Source organism: Cryptosporangium japonicum (genome assembly GCF_039524755.1).
In the GTDB taxonomy this organism is placed as follows: domain Bacteria; phylum Actinomycetota; class Actinomycetes; order Mycobacteriales; family Cryptosporangiaceae; genus Cryptosporangium; species Cryptosporangium japonicum.
Map to the genome: position 1 here is coordinate 31488 of NZ_BAAAGX010000033.1, position 16432 is coordinate 47919.

The 16432-nt window shown below is 73.6% G+C and carries 15 protein-coding genes and 1 riboswitch; all 15 genes read right to left on the reverse strand.

What is annotated here, in order from left to right; translation table 11 throughout:
• Positions 1 to 22: 22 nt before the first annotated feature.
• Positions 23 to 529: a 6,7-dimethyl-8-ribityllumazine synthase gene (gene ribH / locus ABD437_RS35620; RefSeq protein ID WP_344653376.1), complete on the reverse strand. Its 507-nt coding sequence runs from the start codon at positions 527 to 529 to the stop codon at positions 23 to 25.
• The gene (locus ABD437_RS35625; RefSeq protein WP_344653377.1) at positions 526 to 1782 is read right to left on the reverse strand and encodes a bifunctional 3,4-dihydroxy-2-butanone-4-phosphate synthase/GTP cyclohydrolase II; all 1257 of its coding nucleotides are present in this window, start codon (positions 1780 to 1782) and stop codon (positions 526 to 528) included. The genes ribH and ABD437_RS35625 overlap by 4 nt, the downstream gene beginning before the upstream one ends.
• Entirely contained in the window at positions 1779 to 2381 is a 603-nt protein-coding gene (locus tag ABD437_RS35630; RefSeq protein WP_344653698.1) for a riboflavin synthase, read from the reverse strand. Before ABD437_RS35630 ends, ABD437_RS35625 begins: the two co-directional genes overlap by 4 nt.
• A 99-nt stretch (positions 2382 to 2480) precedes the next feature.
• A riboswitch (FMN riboswitch) is annotated at positions 2481 to 2614 on the reverse strand.
• A 169-nt stretch (positions 2615 to 2783) separates the two neighbouring features.
• Positions 2784 to 3857 carry a GGDEF domain-containing response regulator gene (locus tag ABD437_RS35635; protein ID WP_425558315.1) on the reverse strand — a complete coding sequence of 358 codons (1074 nt, stop codon included), beginning with the start codon at positions 3855 to 3857 and terminating at the stop codon, positions 2784 to 2786.
• The gene (rpe, locus tag ABD437_RS35640; RefSeq protein WP_344653378.1) at positions 3854 to 4540 is read right to left on the reverse strand and encodes a ribulose-phosphate 3-epimerase; all 687 of its coding nucleotides are present in this window, start codon (positions 4538 to 4540) and stop codon (positions 3854 to 3856) included. Before rpe ends, ABD437_RS35635 begins: the two co-directional genes overlap by 4 nt.
• A 10-nt stretch (positions 4541 to 4550) precedes the next feature.
• Positions 4551 to 7424 (reverse strand): RsmB/NOP family class I SAM-dependent RNA methyltransferase, encoded by a 2874-nt coding sequence (locus ABD437_RS43160; protein ID WP_425558316.1) that lies wholly within the window; start codon positions 7422 to 7424, stop codon positions 4551 to 4553.
• A complete protein-coding gene (gene fmt / locus ABD437_RS35650; protein ID WP_344653379.1) occupies positions 7336 to 8262 on the reverse strand; it encodes a methionyl-tRNA formyltransferase in 927 nt (308 codons plus the stop codon). The genes ABD437_RS43160 and fmt overlap by 89 nt, the downstream gene beginning before the upstream one ends.
• A complete protein-coding gene (gene def, locus ABD437_RS35655; protein WP_344653380.1) occupies positions 8259 to 8807 on the reverse strand; it encodes a peptide deformylase in 549 nt (182 codons plus the stop codon). Before def ends, fmt begins: the two co-directional genes overlap by 4 nt.
• Before the next feature lie 113 nt (positions 8808 to 8920).
• Positions 8921 to 11242 carry a primosomal protein N' gene (locus ABD437_RS35660; RefSeq protein ID WP_344653381.1) on the reverse strand — a complete coding sequence of 774 codons (2322 nt, stop codon included), beginning with the start codon at positions 11240 to 11242 and terminating at the stop codon, positions 8921 to 8923.
• A gap of 39 nt (positions 11243 to 11281) precedes the next feature.
• Positions 11282 to 12478 carry a methionine adenosyltransferase gene (gene metK, locus ABD437_RS35665; protein WP_344653382.1) on the reverse strand — a complete coding sequence of 399 codons (1197 nt, stop codon included), beginning with the start codon at positions 12476 to 12478 and terminating at the stop codon, positions 11282 to 11284.
• Between the two features lie 112 nt (positions 12479 to 12590).
• The gene (coaBC, locus tag ABD437_RS35670; protein ID WP_344653383.1) at positions 12591 to 13805 is read right to left on the reverse strand and encodes a bifunctional phosphopantothenoylcysteine decarboxylase/phosphopantothenate--cysteine ligase CoaBC; all 1215 of its coding nucleotides are present in this window, start codon (positions 13803 to 13805) and stop codon (positions 12591 to 12593) included.
• Between the two features lie 87 nt (positions 13806 to 13892).
• Complete coding sequence (gene rpoZ, locus ABD437_RS35675; RefSeq protein WP_344653384.1) at positions 13893 to 14171, reverse strand: DNA-directed RNA polymerase subunit omega; 279 nt, start codon at positions 14169 to 14171, stop codon at positions 13893 to 13895.
• A gap of 80 nt (positions 14172 to 14251) precedes the next feature.
• Positions 14252 to 14848 (reverse strand): guanylate kinase, encoded by a 597-nt coding sequence (gmk, locus tag ABD437_RS35680; RefSeq protein ID WP_344653385.1) that lies wholly within the window; start codon positions 14846 to 14848, stop codon positions 14252 to 14254.
• The gene (gene mihF, locus ABD437_RS35685; RefSeq protein ID WP_035850625.1) at positions 14838 to 15167 is read right to left on the reverse strand and encodes an integration host factor, actinobacterial type; all 330 of its coding nucleotides are present in this window, start codon (positions 15165 to 15167) and stop codon (positions 14838 to 14840) included. Before mihF ends, gmk begins: the two co-directional genes overlap by 11 nt.
• Positions 15168 to 15476: 309 nt before the next feature.
• Positions 15477 to 16349: an orotidine-5'-phosphate decarboxylase gene (gene pyrF / locus ABD437_RS35690; protein WP_344653386.1), complete on the reverse strand. Its 873-nt coding sequence runs from the start codon at positions 16347 to 16349 to the stop codon at positions 15477 to 15479.
• Between the last annotated feature and the right edge of the window lie 83 nt (positions 16350 to 16432).

Genomic DNA, 16432 nt, shown 5'->3' on the forward strand with positions numbered 1-16432 from the left:
CGTGGTACCCGGGCCGCCGTGCTCAGCTCACCCCGAAGCCCACCTGCGGCACCGGGGCGCGACGCAGATCACGCAGCGTCAGGGCGGCGTCGAGGGCGGCGAGCGTCGCCTCGCGGCCCTTGTCCTCGGCGCTGTCCTCGAACCCGGCCCGGTCGTGGGCCTGCGCCTCGGTGTCGCAGGTCAACACCCCGTTGCCGACCGGTGTCGCGGAGTCCAGCGCCACCCGGGTGAGCCCGGCCGTGACCGCGTCGCAGACGTACTCGAAGTGCGGTGTCCCGCCCCGGATGACGACGCCCAGCGCCACGACCGCGTCGCACCGCTGCGCCAGCTCCTGCGTCACCACCGGCAGTTCCACCGCGCCGGCGACCCGCGCGGTGAGCACGTCGGTGACGCCGCTGAGCGCCGCCGTGGCCAGCGCGCGGTCGAGCAGCCGGTCGGTGATCTCCGCGTGCCAGCGCGTGGCCACCACCCCGAGCCGTACACCGCCCGCGTCGAGGGCGCCCAGGTCGGCCAGCCCGCCGCCGCTCATGCCAGCGCCGCCTGGTCGAGCACGGCCGAGGCCACCGCGATCTCGTCGGGCAGGCCGACGATCTCGTGCCCCATCCGGTCCCGTTTCGTGGTCAGGTACCGGACGTTCTCCGGGTGCGCGTGGGTGGGAAGCGCCACCCGGTCGGAGACCCGCAGGCCGTAGCGTTCGAGGCTCTCCCGCTTGGCCGGGTTGTTGGTCAGCAGCCGCGCGGACCGCACACCCAGGTCCAGCAGGATCTGCGCGCCGGTCGCGTAGTCGCGCGCGTCCACCGGCAACCCCAGCTCGAGGTTCGCGTCGACCGTGTCCGCGCCGCTGTCCTGCAGCTGGTACGCCCGGAGCTTCGGCAGCAGCCCGATCCCCCGGCCCTCGTGTCCACGCAGGTAGACCACCACGCCACGCCCCTCGGCGGCGACCGCGGCCAGCGCCGACTCCAGCTGCGGGCCGCAATCGCAGCGCAGGCTCCCGAACACGTCGCCGGTCAGACATTCGGAGTGGACGCGCACCAGCACGTCGTCGGCGCCGGCCACCTCGCCGAGCACGAACGCGACGTGCTCGGTGTCGTCGACCGTGCTGCGGTAGCCGACGGCACGGAACGCGCCGTGGCGGGTGGGCAGCCGGGCCTCGACCTCCCGGGCCACCTGGCGCTCGGTGCGCCGCCGGTAGGCCACCAGATCGGCGATCGTCACCAGCGTCAGGCCGTGTACGCGGGAGAACTCGATCAGCTCCGGCAGGCGGGCCATCGTCCCGTCGTCGTTGACGACCTCGCTCACCGCGCCGGCCGGGTGCAGGCCGGCCAGCCGGGCCAGGTCGACGGCCGCCTCGGTGTGGCCGGGACGGACGAGCACGCCGCCGTCCGCCGCACGCAGCGGGAACACGTGGCCGGGGCGGGTGAAGTCGGCCGCCGACGCACCCGGATCGCCGAGCGCGCGGATCGTCAGCGCGCGCTCGCCCGCCGAGATCCCGGTCGTGGTCTTGTCCCGCGCGTCCACCGAGACGGTGTAGGCGGTGCCTTTGCTGTCCTGATTGGTGTGGTGCATCGGGGGCAGGCCCAACCGGTCGGCGTCGGCGCCGGTGACCGGTGCGCACACCACCCCGGAGGTGTACCGGATCGTGAACGCGAGCAGCTCCGGGGTGGCCGCGGACGCCGCGAACACCAGGTCACCCTCGTTCTCGCGGTCCTCGTCGTCGACGACCACGACGGCCTTGCCCGCCGCGACGTCGGCGATCGCCTGCTCGATGCTTCCGAACGTCATGACTGCTCCTTCGTCGTCGGCAAGAGCTTCTCGACGTACTTCGCGACGACGTCCACCTCGAGGTTGACGCGTGAGCCGGGCTCACGGGCGCCCAGCGTGGTCGCGGCGAGCGTCGTCGGGATCAGGCTCACCTCGAACCACTCGCCGGTGACGGCGGTGACGGTGAGCGAGACGCCGTCGACGGCGATCGAGCCTTTCTCGACGACGTACCGGCCGAGCTCGGGGGGCAGGCCGATCCGGACCACCTCCCAGTGGGTGTCCGGTCGCCGTTCGAGCACGGTGCCGACGCCGTCGACGTGCCCCTGCACCAGGTGCCCGCCGAGCCGGGTGCTGAGCGTGGCGGCCCGTTCGAGGTTGACCGGGTCGCCGGGGGCGAGCCCGCCGAGGGCGGAGCGGGTGAGCGTCTCGGCCATGACGTCGGCGGTGAATTCGTCGCCGGTGTTCTCCACGACCGTCAGGCAGACGCCGTTGACCGCGATCGAGTCGCCGTGCGCGGCGTCCACGGCGACGCGTGGACCTTTCAGCCGGAGCCGGGCCGCCCGGTCGAGCTCCTCGACCGCGGCCAGCGTGCCGAGTTCTTCCACGATGCCGGTGAACATGTGCGCCGTGCGCCTCCTCGCCTCGAGCAGGCTCCGGAGCGCGGACATGGGCGTGCACGGGCGCGACGGCGCTGCCCGCGGACGGGCACGCCGGCCAGCCCGCGCGCTTCCTCCCATCCGGACTTTAACCGTCGGTCCCGGAGTTCCACCGGGTCAACCGCTCGCCCCGAGGGGCTAACGGGTCGCGGACTGTAACCGCCGGTTCGGAATTTCACCGACCCCGGAGCGCGCGTACTGCGTTGTGGTTGTCTGGTGCTCTTTCTCTGTCTTACGTCGTCCGACGGGAGATCGCCACCGAAGCCGCCGAAATCCCACCGTTACGCGCCAGTCTGACACGGTTACCGGCTGGTCTTCCGCCCGGTGCGACCTTGGTCACGCCGGCGGGGTCAGGGCGTGTCGGGGTCAGGGCGTGTCGGGGTCGGGCCGGGGCTTCAGGGCGGCCGGGTGGCGGGCCGCGGCCCCGCGCCCCGGCTCGGGATCGCGGCGCCGGTCCACCGCCACCATCGACCCCTCGGTGCGCTTGGCCACCGACTTCATCTCGCTGGCCGCGGCGACGACCTCCCGGTGGTCACCGAAGTGGCGCTGAGTCGAGACCGCGACGCCGATCGAGAGCGTCAGCAGGCCGTGGCGACGTAACCGGCCCTGCCGGTCGACCACCTCGAAGTAGCCCCGGGCCAGGTCCTCGGGGTCGTACAACACCCGGCTGGCCTGGTCGAACAGGGTGATCGCCCGGTCGGTGATCGGACGTACCTGCTCCGGCGTGCACACCACCAGGAAATCGTCGCCGCCGATGTGACCGAGGAACGGCGGCGAGCCGGCCACCCCGATCGTCGACGAGTGCAGCGCGCCGGCGGCGGCGGTGAGCATCTGATCGCCCCGGTAGAACCCGTAGACGTCGTTGACGGTCTTGAAGTTGTCGAGGTCGACGTAGCAGACCGCGTACTCCCAGCCGTGGTCCTGGCGGGCCACGATCCGCTCGGAGATGGCCTCGAGGATTCGTGTGTTGCCCGGCAGACCGGTCAGCGGGGAGACGTCGCGCATCTCCCGGTTGCGGCGCAGCGTCGACTTCACCCGCGCGACCAGCTCGGTGACGTCGAACGGCTTGACGATGTAGTCGTCGGCGCCCGCGGTGAGGCCCTGGATGCGGTCGGCCGACAGGTCCTTGGCCGTGAGCATGATGATCGGCAGCGCGGCGGTCAGCGGGGACGCCCGTAACTGCCGGCACAGCTCGAAGCCGTCGACACGCGGCATCATGACGTCGAGCAGCACCAGGTCGGGCCGGTGACGCTCGATCGCGGCGAGCGCACCGCGGGCGTCGCTCGCCGTCACCACGTCGAACCGCTCGAAGCGCAGGTTCATCGCCACCAGCGCCGCGACGTCGGCGTCGTCGTCAACGACCAGGATCAGCCCGTCGGAACCGCGGCCGGAACGGCCACCGGGGACCTCCCCGGCGTCGCCCGCCGCGTGCCCGGTCACCGGAGGGCGGAGTTCTCGGCCGCCGCGGCACGCAGGGCGGCGACCGCCCGGGCCGGGTCGTCGGCGTTGTAGACCGCGGAGCCGGCGACGAACGTGTCGGCGCCGGCCTCGGCCGCCGCGTGGATCGTGTCGGCGTTGATGCCGCCGTCGACCTCGATGCGCAGCTCCAGGTGCCCGGACTCGACGCGCTTACGGGCCTCGGTGACCTTGGGCAGCACCTCGGCCATGAACTCCTGGCCCCCGAAGCCCGGCTCCACGGTCATCACGAGCAGCGTGTCGAAATCCTTGAGGATCTCCAGGTAGGGCTCGAGCGGCGTGCCCGGCTTGAGCGCCAGCCCGGCCTTGGCCCCGGCCTTGCGCAGGTCACGGCCGACCGCCGCCGGGTCGTCCGTCGCCTCCGCGTGGAACGTGACGTTGTGCGCGCCCGCCTCGGCGTACCCCGGCGCCCAGCGCGCCGGGTCCTCGATCATCAGGTGGCAGTCGAGCGGGATGCCCGTCGCCGCTTTGATGCTCTTCACGACCGGGAGGCCGAGCGTGAGGTTCGGGACGAAGTGGTTGTCCATGACGTCGACGTGCAGCCAGTCCGCGCCCGGCGTGCCGGGGCGACCGGCGACCGATGCGGCCGCGTCCGCGAGGCGGGCGAAGTCGGCGGACAGGATGCTCGGTGCGACGAATAGCTCCACGTCCAGAAGCTTAGTCGTGGCGCCCGACCGGCTTGCGCAGCAGCGACAGGAACATCGCGTCGGTGCCGTGGCGGTGCGGCCAGAGCTGCAACGCGGCCGCGCGGGACGCGCTCACCCGCTCCGGCGTCGGGTTCAGCTCCGCGGCGGCCGCGGCTTCCGGCACGATGCGGACGTCGACCGGCTCGGCGCCGGTGCGACGGCACACGTCGGCCACCAGCACACGTGTCTCGGCCAGGTGCGGTGAGCAGGTGACGTACGCGACCAGGCCGCCGGGGCGCGCGGCACGCAACGCCGCGACGAGCAGTTCGCGCTGGAGTTTGGCCAGCGCGGGCACGTCGCCCGGCTCCTTGCGCCAGCGCGCCTCGGGGCGGCGGCGCAGGGCGCCGAGGCCGGTGCACGGCGCGTCGACGAGTACCCGGTCGAAGCCGCCCTCGGGCAGGTCGGGGTGGGTGCCGACGTCGCGCCCGTCGGCGGTCAGGACGGTCGCGGGCAGGCCTTCGACGGCTTGCTGGACGAGCACGGCGCGGTGCTCGGTGATCTCGACCGCGGTGAGGTGGGCGCCACGGTCGACGCCGATCGACGCCAGCAGGCCGGCCTTGCCGCCCGGGCCGGCGCAGAGGTCGAGCCACCGGGCGTCGGGGCCGTCGAGCGGGGCGGTGGCGAGGCTCCAGGCGCAGAGCTGACTGCCCTCGTCCTGGACGTGCGCGCGGCCGTCGGCGACCGCCGGGATGTTGCCGGGTGCGCCTTCGGGAAGCTTGACCGCGACCGGCGACCACCGGCCCAGGAGGCTGCTCGGGTCGTCGGCCGGGGGTGCGGGTTCGGTTCGTTCGGCGGCGGGGTTCTCGGGTTCGGGAGCCGCCGCGGGCCCGGAATCTTCTCCGGACGGGGCTTCCGGGCCGGTGAGCTCCGGGCCGGGCTCCGGGCCGGTGGGCTCCGGGCCGGGCTCCAGGCCGGGCTCCAGGCCGGTGGGCTCGGGGCCGGTGGGCTCGGGGCCGGGCTCCGGGCTGGTGGGCTCGGCGGGTTTTTCGGGGGCCGGTGGGCGGGTCCAGCGGGTCAGTTCGGTGCGGATCTCGGTGGCCAGTTCGAGCGGGTCGATGCGGCCGGGGCGGGCGGCCAGGTCGACGCCGGGGCGCTCGTTGTCGGCGGCGAGCGCCTTCGCGGTCTCGCTCTCCGGCTCGGCCAGGCGGGCGACGTCCTCGCCGAGCGCGTCGGCGAACGCACGGACCACCCACTCGGGGTGGCTGTAGCGGATCGCGAGGTGCGCGACCGGGTCGTCGCCCAGCGGCGGCACGACCTCGGTGAGCCAGTCGGCGAGATCCCGTTCGGCCACCCGGCGGAGCACCGCGTTCACGAACCGGGCCGGACCGTCGGTGAGCGCGACCCGGGCCACCTCGACGGTGCCCGCGACCGCCGCGTGGTCGGGGACGCGCGTGAAGAGCAGCTGGTAGGCGCCGAGCCGGAGCGCCTGGAGCACGCGCAGGTCGACCTTGTCGATCGGACGGCTGCTGCCCGCGGCGAGGATCGCGTCGAGCGTGCCCCGGTGACGCAGGGTGCCGTAGGTCAGCTCGGTGACGAAGGCCGCGTCGCGACCGGTGATACGGCGTTCGACGAGCATCGGGGGCAGGGTGAGGTTCGCGTAGGCGTCGCGGGCCGCTACGGCGACCAGGACGTCGAACGCCGCTCGGCGGGCCGGGTCCGGGGTGGCTTTCTGGTACGAGCCCCAGGCCCGCTTCTCGCCTTCGTGCCCGGCGGCGTTGCGCGGCCGCTCGCCGCCCGACCGCCCACGGTCCGGGCGCGATCCCGCCGCCCGGTCCCCCCGATCCGGACGGGGACCACGCGGTCCGGACGCCCGGTCGTCACGCGACCCGCCGGTCGGCCGGTCGCCCCGGGGCCCGAACCCTCGATCGTCACGCGACCCGCCCGTGGGGCGATCACCCCGGGGCGGACGTGACCCGAACGCCCGGTCCTCACGGCCGCCACTCGCGGGGCGATCGCCGCGGTCCGGTCGCGGGCCCCGTCCTCCGGCGGCGCGGTCGTCGCGCGGGCCCCCGGTCGGACGGTCGCCCCGGTACGGCCGGTCGCCGCGGCTCGGGCCGTCACCGCGGCTCGGACCGTCGCCTCGGTCCGGGCGGTCGCTACGGCCCGGGCCGTCACCGCGGTACGGGCGGTCGCCGCGGTCGCTCGGGGCGCCGCGATCGGCGTTGTACGGGCGATCACGATCCGGGCGGCCGAAGCCGCGATCGGGGCGGTCGCCGGAGGCCGGGCGGTCCCGATCCGGCCGGCCGAAGCTCCGGCCGCCCGAGGCGGGGCGCTCCCGGTCCGGACGGTCGGCCCCCCGGCCGTCCGCCGCCGGACGATCCCGATCGGAGCGGTTGAACCCACGCCCCTCCGAAGCCGAACGACCCCGATCGGGCCGTCCGAAGCGGTTGTCGCCACCACGTTCGGGCCGATCCGACCCGCGCGAAGGACGATCGCCGCCCGGGGCCGAACGATCGCCACCCCGGAAAGGACGATCGCCGCCTCGCGACGAACGATCACCACCCGGGAAGGAACGCTCGCCGCCCCGCGAAGGACGATCGCCGCCCCGCGAGGGACGATCGCCGCTCCGCGAAGGACGCTCGCCGCCCCGGGAGGAACGGTCGCCGCCCGGCGAAGAACGATCGCCGCCCCGGGAAGAACGGTCGGGGTCCGGGCGACCCGCCGTGCGGGAAGCATCGGGGTCACCGTCGGAGCGGCGTCCCTGGAATCGGCCCTGGCCCTCGGTCACCGCTGCACCTTCACTTCGGAGGAGATCGTCACTCGAACCGCTCGCCGGGTTCGGGGCGGGCGCCGCGCGCCCAGTCGGTGGCCGGCATCGCCTTCTTGCCCGGCGGCACGACCTCACCCAGCACCACCGGGTCGGTCGCGGTGCCGACAAGTATCCGCTTGCGCTCGACCCGGAGCTCCCCCGGTTCGAGCCGCTCCGCGTCCGGCGCCGTGCGCACGGCACCGATCTTCACCCGGTCGCCGCGGAACGTCGTCCACGCACCCGGCGCCGGCGTGCACGCCCGGATCCGCCGGTCCACCGCGAACGCGGGCACCGACCAGTCGAGATGGGCGTCCTCGGCGGTGAGTTTCGGCGCCAGCGAGACCCCGTCGGCCGGCTGCGGCACGGCCTGCAACGCTCCCGCGGCGATGCCGTCGACGACCTGCGCGAGCAGCTCCGCCCCGGCCTCCGACAGCCGCTCGAGCAGCGCCCCGGCGGTGTCGTCGGGGCGGATCACCTCGGTGAGCTGGCCGAACACCGGCCCGGTGTCGAGGCCCTTCTCGAGCTGGAACACCGCGGCGCCGGTGAGTTCGTCGCCGTGCAGGATCGCGTGCTGCACCGGCGCGGCACCCCGCCAGGCCGGCAGCAGCGAGAAGTGCAGGTTCACCCAGCCCAGCCGCGGCACCTCGAGTGCCGACGGGGGGATCAGGCCGCCGTACGCGACGACCGGCGCGAGGTCGGGCGCCAGCGCGGCCAGGCGGGCCAGGAACTCCGGGTCACCGGCTTTCGCCGGGGTGAGCACCTCGATGCCGTGCGCGTCCGCGACCTCACCCACCGGCGAGCGCTGCAGCTTGCGGCCGCGGCCGGCCGGCGCGTCGGGGCGGGTGACGACGGCGACGACCTCGTGGCCGCTGCGCAACAGCCGCTCCAGCGGTGGCACCGCGACCGACGGCGTCCCGGCGAAGACGAGCCTCATCGGATCTTCCCGAACAGCGGGTGCGGGCTCACCTTGACCGCCGGCGCGGGCTGGTTGGCCCACTCGGCCTGACGGATGGCTTTCATCGCCTCTTTTTTCGTGGCCGCGTCGAGCCGGTCGACGAACAGGACGCCGTCCAGGTGGTCGGTCTCGTGCTGGAGGCACCGCGACATCAGCTCGGTGCCGACGATCTGCACCGGCTCGCCGTGCATGTCGTACCCCTTGGCGACGACGTTCAGGCGGCGCTTGGTGTCGAAGTAGAGGCCGGGGATCGACAGGCAGCCCTCGGGGCCGTCCTGGTCCTGCTCGTCGGGGAACTCGAGCACCGGGTTGACGAGGTGGCCGACGACGTCGCCGACGTCGAACGTGAAAACCCGGAGCGAGACGCCGAGCTGCGGGGCGGCCAGGCCGGCGCCGCGCTCCTGGAGCATCGTCTCGGTGAGGTCCTTCACCAGGCTGCGCAGCTGACGGTCGAAGTCGACGACCGGGTCGGCGGGGGTGCGCAGGACCGGATCTCCGAAGAGCCGGACGGGACGGACGGACACGCAGTTCCTCTCGCGACGAGCGGCAGGCATGGCAGAACCGGCGCACGCAACGCGCCAGCCCTTGATTCTACGGGCGCCGCCGATCCGCCCTGTCCGCCAGCCAGCGGACGGCCTCACAGCAGCTCGAGCGGGTCGATCTCGACGCGGACCGGTTGGGGGGCCTTGTGGGCGCTTCGGACCGAGGCCGCGGCGTGCAGTGCCGTGGCGAGGGCCGGGCCGAGGGAGCGGGGTACGCGGATCAGGGCGCGTTCCAGGTCCTCGTCCTCGGCGCCCGCGCGGTGCGTGGGTGCGACCGGCACCGGGCCGAGTACCTCGGCCTCGGGTGGGAGTTCGGCGAGCCGGAGGAAGTCGGCGACCGCATCCGGGGTGCCGGTGGCGCTGGCCATCTTCACCGCGGGCGGGAAGCCGAGCTCGGCCCGGTCGGCCAGCTCGCGCGCGGCGTGCCAGGCCGGATCCCACCGCAGCAGCGCCTGGATGACCGGGATCGCGCCGTCGGCGGCGACGACGACGCGACCGCCCGCGCGGGCCGGGCGCACCAGCGCGACCGCGTTGGCCCAGCGGCGCAGCGCCTCCTCGGAGGCCCGCAGATCGGCCCGGGTGAGCAGGGCCCAGGTGTCGAGCAGCAGCGCCGCGCCGTAGCCGCCCTCGGCGACCGGTTCGGCGCCCGGCGTGGCGATGACCAGCGCGGCGCCCGGGCCGACCGAACCGAGGACGCCGTCGCGGCCGGACGTGCGGACGGTGACACCGGGGAACGCGCGACCCAGCTCCTCGGCGGTGCGACGCGCACCGAGGATCGACGCGCGCAGGCCGCGGTGGCCGCACTCGGGACAGGCCCAGGTGCCGGCGAGGTGCCCGCACCACCGGCAGGCCGGCACGTCGTCGGTGCCGCTGCCCCGCAGTTCCAGGGGCCCGGAGCAGGCCGTGCACCGGGCCGGACGGCGGCACCGGCCGCAGGCCACCGAGGGCACGTAGCCGCGGCGGGGCACCTGGACCAGCACCGGTGCGTCGGCGGCGAGTGCCTCGCGGGCGGCGCGCCAGGCCACGGTGGGCAGCCGGGCGGCCGACGCGGTGGGGTCGGCGGCGAGATCGCGGTCGTCACCGACCGGGACGACGCGGGGCGCGGCGGCGCGAACGACCTCGCGGTCGGCCTCGAGCGGCTTGGCCCAGCCGGTCTCCAGCAGCAGCTGCGCTTCGGCCGTGCGCGCGTACCCGCCGAGCAGCAGCCCGGCGCCGGCCAGCTGGCTGCGGACGAGGAGCACGTCACGGGCGTGGCAGTAGGGCGCGCGCGGTTCGGCGTGCAGGTCGTCGCCGTCGTCCCAGAGGATCGCCAGCCCGAGGTCGTGGACGGGGGCGAACGCGGTGGCGCGGGTGCCGGCGACCGCGAGCACTTCACCGCGGCGCACGGCCAGCCAGCGCCGGTACCGCTCCTCGGGGCCGAGCGAGGCGGCCAGCGTGGTGTGGCGCCCGGAGCCGAGGACGTCGCCGAGGGCGCCGTCGAGCCGGTCGAGATCGCGGGCGTCGGGCACCACCGCGACGGCTCCACGCCCGGACGCCAGGGTGGCGGCGACCGCTTCGGCGACGCGACGCGGCCAGTCCTCGCCGGGGAGCGCGGAGAGCACCGCGCGCGGTGACCCGCCCTCGGCGAGCAGCCGCAGGTAGGCGGCGCCGCCGCGGTACCGCGCGAACCCCTCGGACGGCGGGCGGTGGCGGCCCTGCTCGTCGACCGGGAGCACCCCGTCGCCGCGCCGGGCCGCCTCGGCGCGGGCGTGCCGGGGCGGGATCGCCAGGCGCAGCACGTCGGCGAGCGTGCCGGCGGAGCGGTCGGCGACCGCGCGGGCCAGGCGGGCGATCTCGGGGCTGACGACCGGCTCGGCCGAGAGCGCCTTCTCGAGGTAGGCGAGTTTGCCGGTGTGCTCGGTGGTGGCGACGCGATCGAGCACGTAGCCGTCGACGAGCTGCCCGGCGAAGCGGACCCGGACACGGCCGCCGACGACCGCGGTGTCGGCGAGGTCCGACGGGACCAGGTAGTCGAACGGGCGGTCCAGATGCGGGAGCGGCAGGTCGACGCAGATGCGGGCGACCGGGAGCTCCGCCGCGGGCTCGCGCGCGCCCTTCGGCTTGGCCGCCCGCTTCTTCTTCGCCGCGGGCTTCCCCGCGGCCGGCTCGGCCCCGGCGGGCGGCTCGGGCACCGCCGGGTCGGGCACCCCCGGTTCCGGCGCGGCCGGTTCCGGCGCGGGCGGCGGATCGGGCGCGAGGTCGAACGGGAGCGCCGCGTCCTCGGTGCGTGCCGCCGTGCGGCGCGGGGTGGACGGTTTCGCCCGGCGGCCCTCCGGGGCGGAGGGTGCGGCCTCGGGGAGGTCGAGCGGCAGGGCCGCCGGACGCGCGGAGCCCGCCGTGCCTTCCGGCTCGGCGGGCTCCCTGTCCAGCAGCGTCATGCCTCTGGTCTACCAGCACCCTCCGACAGACGCGGGGGATCAGGCGCCGGCGGCGTCCTTCAGCGCCGCGGCACGGTCGGTCTTCTCCCAGGTGAAGTCGGGGAGTTCGCGGCCGAAGTGGCCGTAGGCCGACGTCTGGCGGTAGATCGGGCGCAGCAGGTCCAGGTCGCGGATGATCGCGGCCGGGCGGAGGTCGAACACCTCGTTGACGGCCTTGGTGATCCGGTCCGGGTCGACGGTCTCGGTGCCGAACGTCTCCAGGAACAGGCCCACCGGGTGCGCCTTGCCGATCGCGTAGGCGACCTGCACCTCGGCCCGGTCGGCCAGGCCGGCCGCGACGATGTTCTTCGCGACCCAGCGCATCGCGTAGGCGGCGGACCGGTCGACCTTGGACGGGTCCTTGCCGGAGAACGCGCCGCCGCCGTGGCGGGCGAAACCGCCGTAGGTGTCGACGATGATCTTGCGGCCGGTGAGACCGGCGTCGCCCATCGGGCCACCGATCTCGAAGCGGCCGGTGGGGTTGACCAGCAGGCGGTAGCCCTCGGTCTCCAGGCCCAGCTCGGCGAGCTCGGGCGCGACGACGTACTCGGCGATGTCGGGCGCGAGCAGCGTCTCCAGCGAGATGTCGGAGGCGTGCTGCGACGAGACGACGACGGTGTCGAGACGGACCGCCTTCGGGCCGTCGTACTCGATCGTGACCTGGGTCTTGCCGTCGGGACGCAGGTACGGGATCAGCCCGTCCTTGCGGACCTGCGCGAGGCGGCGCGCGAGGCGGTGGGCGAGCGCGATCGGCAGCGGCAGCAGCTCGGGGGTGTCGTTGTTGGCGTACCCGAACATCAGGCCCTGGTCGCCGGCGCCCTGGCGGTCGAGCGCGTCGTCCTCGGACTCCTCGACACGGGCCTCGTAGGCGGTGTCGACGCCCTGCGCGATGTCGGGCGACTGCGACCCGATCGAGACGCTGACCCCGCAGGACGCGCCGTCGAAGCCCTTCTTCGACGAGTCGTAGCCGATGCCGAGGATCGTCTCCCGGACGATGCTCGGGATGTCGGCGTACGCGTCGGTGGTGACCTCACCGGCGACGTGGACCTGGCCGGTGGTGATCAGGGTCTCCACCGCGACCCGGCTGCGCGGGTCCTGGGCCAGCAGCGCGTCGAGGATGCCGTCACTGATCGCGTCGGCGATCTTGTCGGGGTGACCCTCGGTCACGGATTCGGAGGTGAACAAACGGCGGGCCACGGTGCTCCCAGGGTCGAGGGTGGGTTCGTATCGGCGCGAGTCTACCGATCCGGTGGGTGAGCCCCGGAAAGAGCGGGGCCCTCGACGGCAAGTTGTCGACCTCCGGAAACATCTAGCGCAGCCGGGGCGCGACCAGATCCCAGATCGTGTCCGCCAGCACCTCTTTCGGGCCGTGCGGCACCTCGGTCGACGTGCCGTCGTCGGCCAGCACGACGGCTGCGTTCTCGGTCGATTCGAAGGCTTTGCCGTCGGACACGTCGTTGACGACGAGCAGGTCGCAGCCTTTGCGGGCGAGTTTGGCCCGGCCGAGTTCGAGCACCGAGCCGGTGTGGTCTCCGGTCTCGGCCGCGAAGCCGACGATCACCGGCCCTCCACCGGCTTCCGACCGGCGCCGGACCAGCCCCGCGAGGATGTCCGGGTTCTGCACCAGCGAAACCGTGGGCGCGCTGGTGTCGTCGGTCTTCTTGATCTTGTTGTCGACGTAGGAGGCCGGGCGGAAGTCGGCCGGCGCGGCGGCCATCACGACCGCGTCCGCGTCGGCGCTGGCCTCGAAGACGGCTTCCTGCAGGTCACGCGTGCTGACGACACGGACGACGTCGACGCCGGCCGGGTCGGGCAGCGCGGTGTTCGCTGCGATCAACGTCACCTTCGCTCCGCGCGCGGCCGCGGTGCGGGCCAGCGCGTACCCCTGGCGCCCGGACGAGCGGTTGCCGATGAAGCGCACCGGATCGAGGTATTCGCGGGTTCCGCCGGCGGAGACGACGAGCCGGCGGCCGGCCAGATCCGGCGCGGCCGCACCCCGGCGGAGCAGCGCGACCGCCGCCTCGAAGATCTCGGCCGGCTCGGGCAGCCGCCCCTTGCCGGTGTCGGCCCCGGTCAGCCGCCCCACCGCCGGCTCCAGCACGACGACGCCCCGGGAGCGCAGCGTGGCCACGTTGGCCCGGGTGGCGGGGTGCTCCCACATCTCGGTGTGCATCGCGGGCGCGAACAGGATCGGGCACCGGGCGGTGAGCAGCGTGTTGGTGAGCAGGTCGTTCGCCAGCCCGTGAGCGGCGCGGGCCAGCACGTCGGCGGTGGCGGGCGCCACGACCACGAGGTCGGCCCGCCGGCCCAGCGCGACGTGCGGCACCTCGTGCACGGACGTCCAGACGTCGCTGGCGACCGGGCGCCCGGAGAGCGCGGCCCAGGTCGGCGCGCCGACGAACTCCAGCGCGCTCTCGGTGGGCACGACGGTCACCGCGTGCCCTGACTCCTTGAGTCGCCGCAACAACTCGCAGGCCTTGTACGCCGCGATACCGCCCGCCACACCCAGCACGACTTCGGTCACGCTCGAAACCTAACGCGCCCGCGGTACCCCGCACACACCGAGACGGACGCCCGGCGGTTGCCGAGCGTCCGTCCGAGTGTGAAGTACTTAGTTCGTCGCGCCCTCTTCGGCGATTGCTTCATGGGTGAGCATGTCGCTGTTGATCTCGCGGAGCGCGATCGAGAGCGGCTTCTCCTGCGGGGAGGTCTCCACCAGGGGGCCGACGTACTCGAGCAGGCCCTCGCCGAGCTGCGAGTAGTAGGCGTTGATCTGACGCGCGCGCTTCGCCGCGTAGATGACGAGTGCGTACTTGGAGGAGGTCTTCTCCAGCAACTCGTCGATCGGCGGGTTGGTGATGCCCTCGGGAGCGGCGACGGTTCCAGCCAAGACTGATCAGCCTCAAAAAGTAAGCGGGAATTTGTGGTTTCTCGTGGAGAGCGAGCTCCACATCAGCGCCCGACCGTCCCTCAGCGGACCGGCACGGAGAGCAACTCTACCAACTCCGTGGCAGCCTGGCCGACATTGTCGTTGACGATCGTCACGTCGAACTCTTTTTCCGCGGCGAGCTCGACGACCGCGGCGTCCAGACGCCGGCGGATCGTGTCCTCGTCCTCGGTGCCCCGCCCCACGAGCCGGCGGACCAGCTCGTCCCAGGACGGGGGCGCCAGGAAGACGAATTGCGCTTCGGGCATCGCGGCCCGAACCTGCCTGGCCCCCTGCAGCTCGATCTCGAGCAGCGCGGGACGACCGGCAGCGAGGCGCTCCTCGACCGCATGCCGAGGAGTGCCGTAGCCGTTGCCGGCGAACTCCGCATGTTCCAGGAGCTCGCCGGCGGCCACCATCGCGTCGTACTCGTCCCGGCTGACGAAGTAGTACTGCTTGCCGTGCTCTTCGCCAGGCCGGGGCGCGCGCGTCGTCACCGAGACCGAGAGCCACACCGAGGGGTGGTGGCGCCGGATCTCGGCCACGACGCTGCCCTTGCCGACTCCGGACGGACCGGAGAGCACCGTCAGCCGCGCCGCGTCAGCGGCGCGGGACGGGAGGCCGGGAAATTCAGCGTCCACCGGAGGGGGAGCCGAACTCCGTGAGCAGCGCGCGCTTCTGGTTGTCACCCAGGCCACGCACCCGCCGGCTCTCGGCGATCTTGAACTTCTCCATGATCTGGACGGCACGGACCTTGCCGATGCCGGGCAGCGCCTCGAGGACGGCCGAGACCTTCATCTTGCCGATGACGTCGTCCTGTTCGGCCGATTCGAGGACCTCCGACAGGGACAGCCCACCGTGCTTGAGCTTGTCCTTGACCGCGGCACGCTGCTTGCGCGCCTCGGCAGCCTTCTGCAGAGCAGCAGCGCGCTGCTCGGGGCTCAACGACGGAAGAGCCACAGGTCACCTCGGGTGTTCGTTGGGGAAGCGGACGATTCCAGCGCGTGAACCTAGCGAGGAAGTGCGACAGGAATCAATGCGGCCCGGTGTTGGTCCCCGACTAATCGTTGCATGAAACCGCAGAAAACTCCGATTTGTCTGCGCATGCCCGACTTTGTCGACCTCCACCGGAACAAAGCAGTGATCGATGACACACTCCACACTGACAGCAACGAGGGTTCGCCGCGAGGGGTTCATGCAGGTCGGGGAGTACCCATCGTGGCGTAGGCAACACCTACGCCCCGATCGGGCGCTCGAACCGGCCCTTCTCTAGGCAAGCACAGCCCGGAAATCGTCCGCTGCCCGGGATGCCGCCGAACGCAAACTCGACACGTCCGGGCCCGCGCGGAGCACCTCCCGCGAGACCGACGGGAGCACCGCACGGCGGGCGTCGCCGAACACCGTCCGGAGGTCCTCGGCGCCCGCGCCCTGCGCCCCCAGACCGGGCGCGAGGAACGGCCCGCCGACCCGGCTGAGGTCGTGCCCGGTCTCCCCCACGGTCGCGCCGACGACGACGCCGACCGGCCCGTAGGGCTCGTACCCGGCGTTGGCCTCGCCGACCGAGTCCAGTACGGTCTGCGCGACGGTCCGCCCGTCGGCGGCCACCGCGTGCTGCACCTGGGGTCCTTCGGGGTTGGACGTCAGGCCGAGCACGAAGACGCCGTTGCCGTTGGCCTTCGCGGTCTCGATCAGCGGAGCGAGCGACCCGAAGCCCAGGTAGGGGCTCGCGGTCATCGCGTCACCGCACAGCGGCGACTCCGGGTGCAGGTACGCCCCCGCGTAGGCGTCGACGGTGCTGCCGATGTCGCCGCGCTTGACGTCGTTCAGGATCAGGGCGCCGGCCGCGCGGGCCTCGCGGATCACGGTCTCCAGCACCGCGATGCCCCGGCTGCCGTGGCGCTCGAAGAACGCCGACTGCGGCTTGAGGACCGCGACCCGGTCGGCGAGCGCCTCGACGAGCGTGCGGGCGAAGCGCTCGACCCCGTCGACGGTCCTGGTGAGCCCCCACGCGTCGAGCAGACCGGGGTGCGGATCGATGCCCACGCAGAGTGGCCCCCGGGCTTCGACCGCGCGGGCGAGCCGGGCCCCGAAGTGATCCGTGGTCGGTGCGACCTGCGGCGCTGTCGCCGTGTTAACGGTCACTCGGACCCCTCCCTCGCTACGGGGCCGCTGAGCGTCGGTGAACCCTCCATGGTCACCGATCCCTGCGTCGACCCCGGAAAATC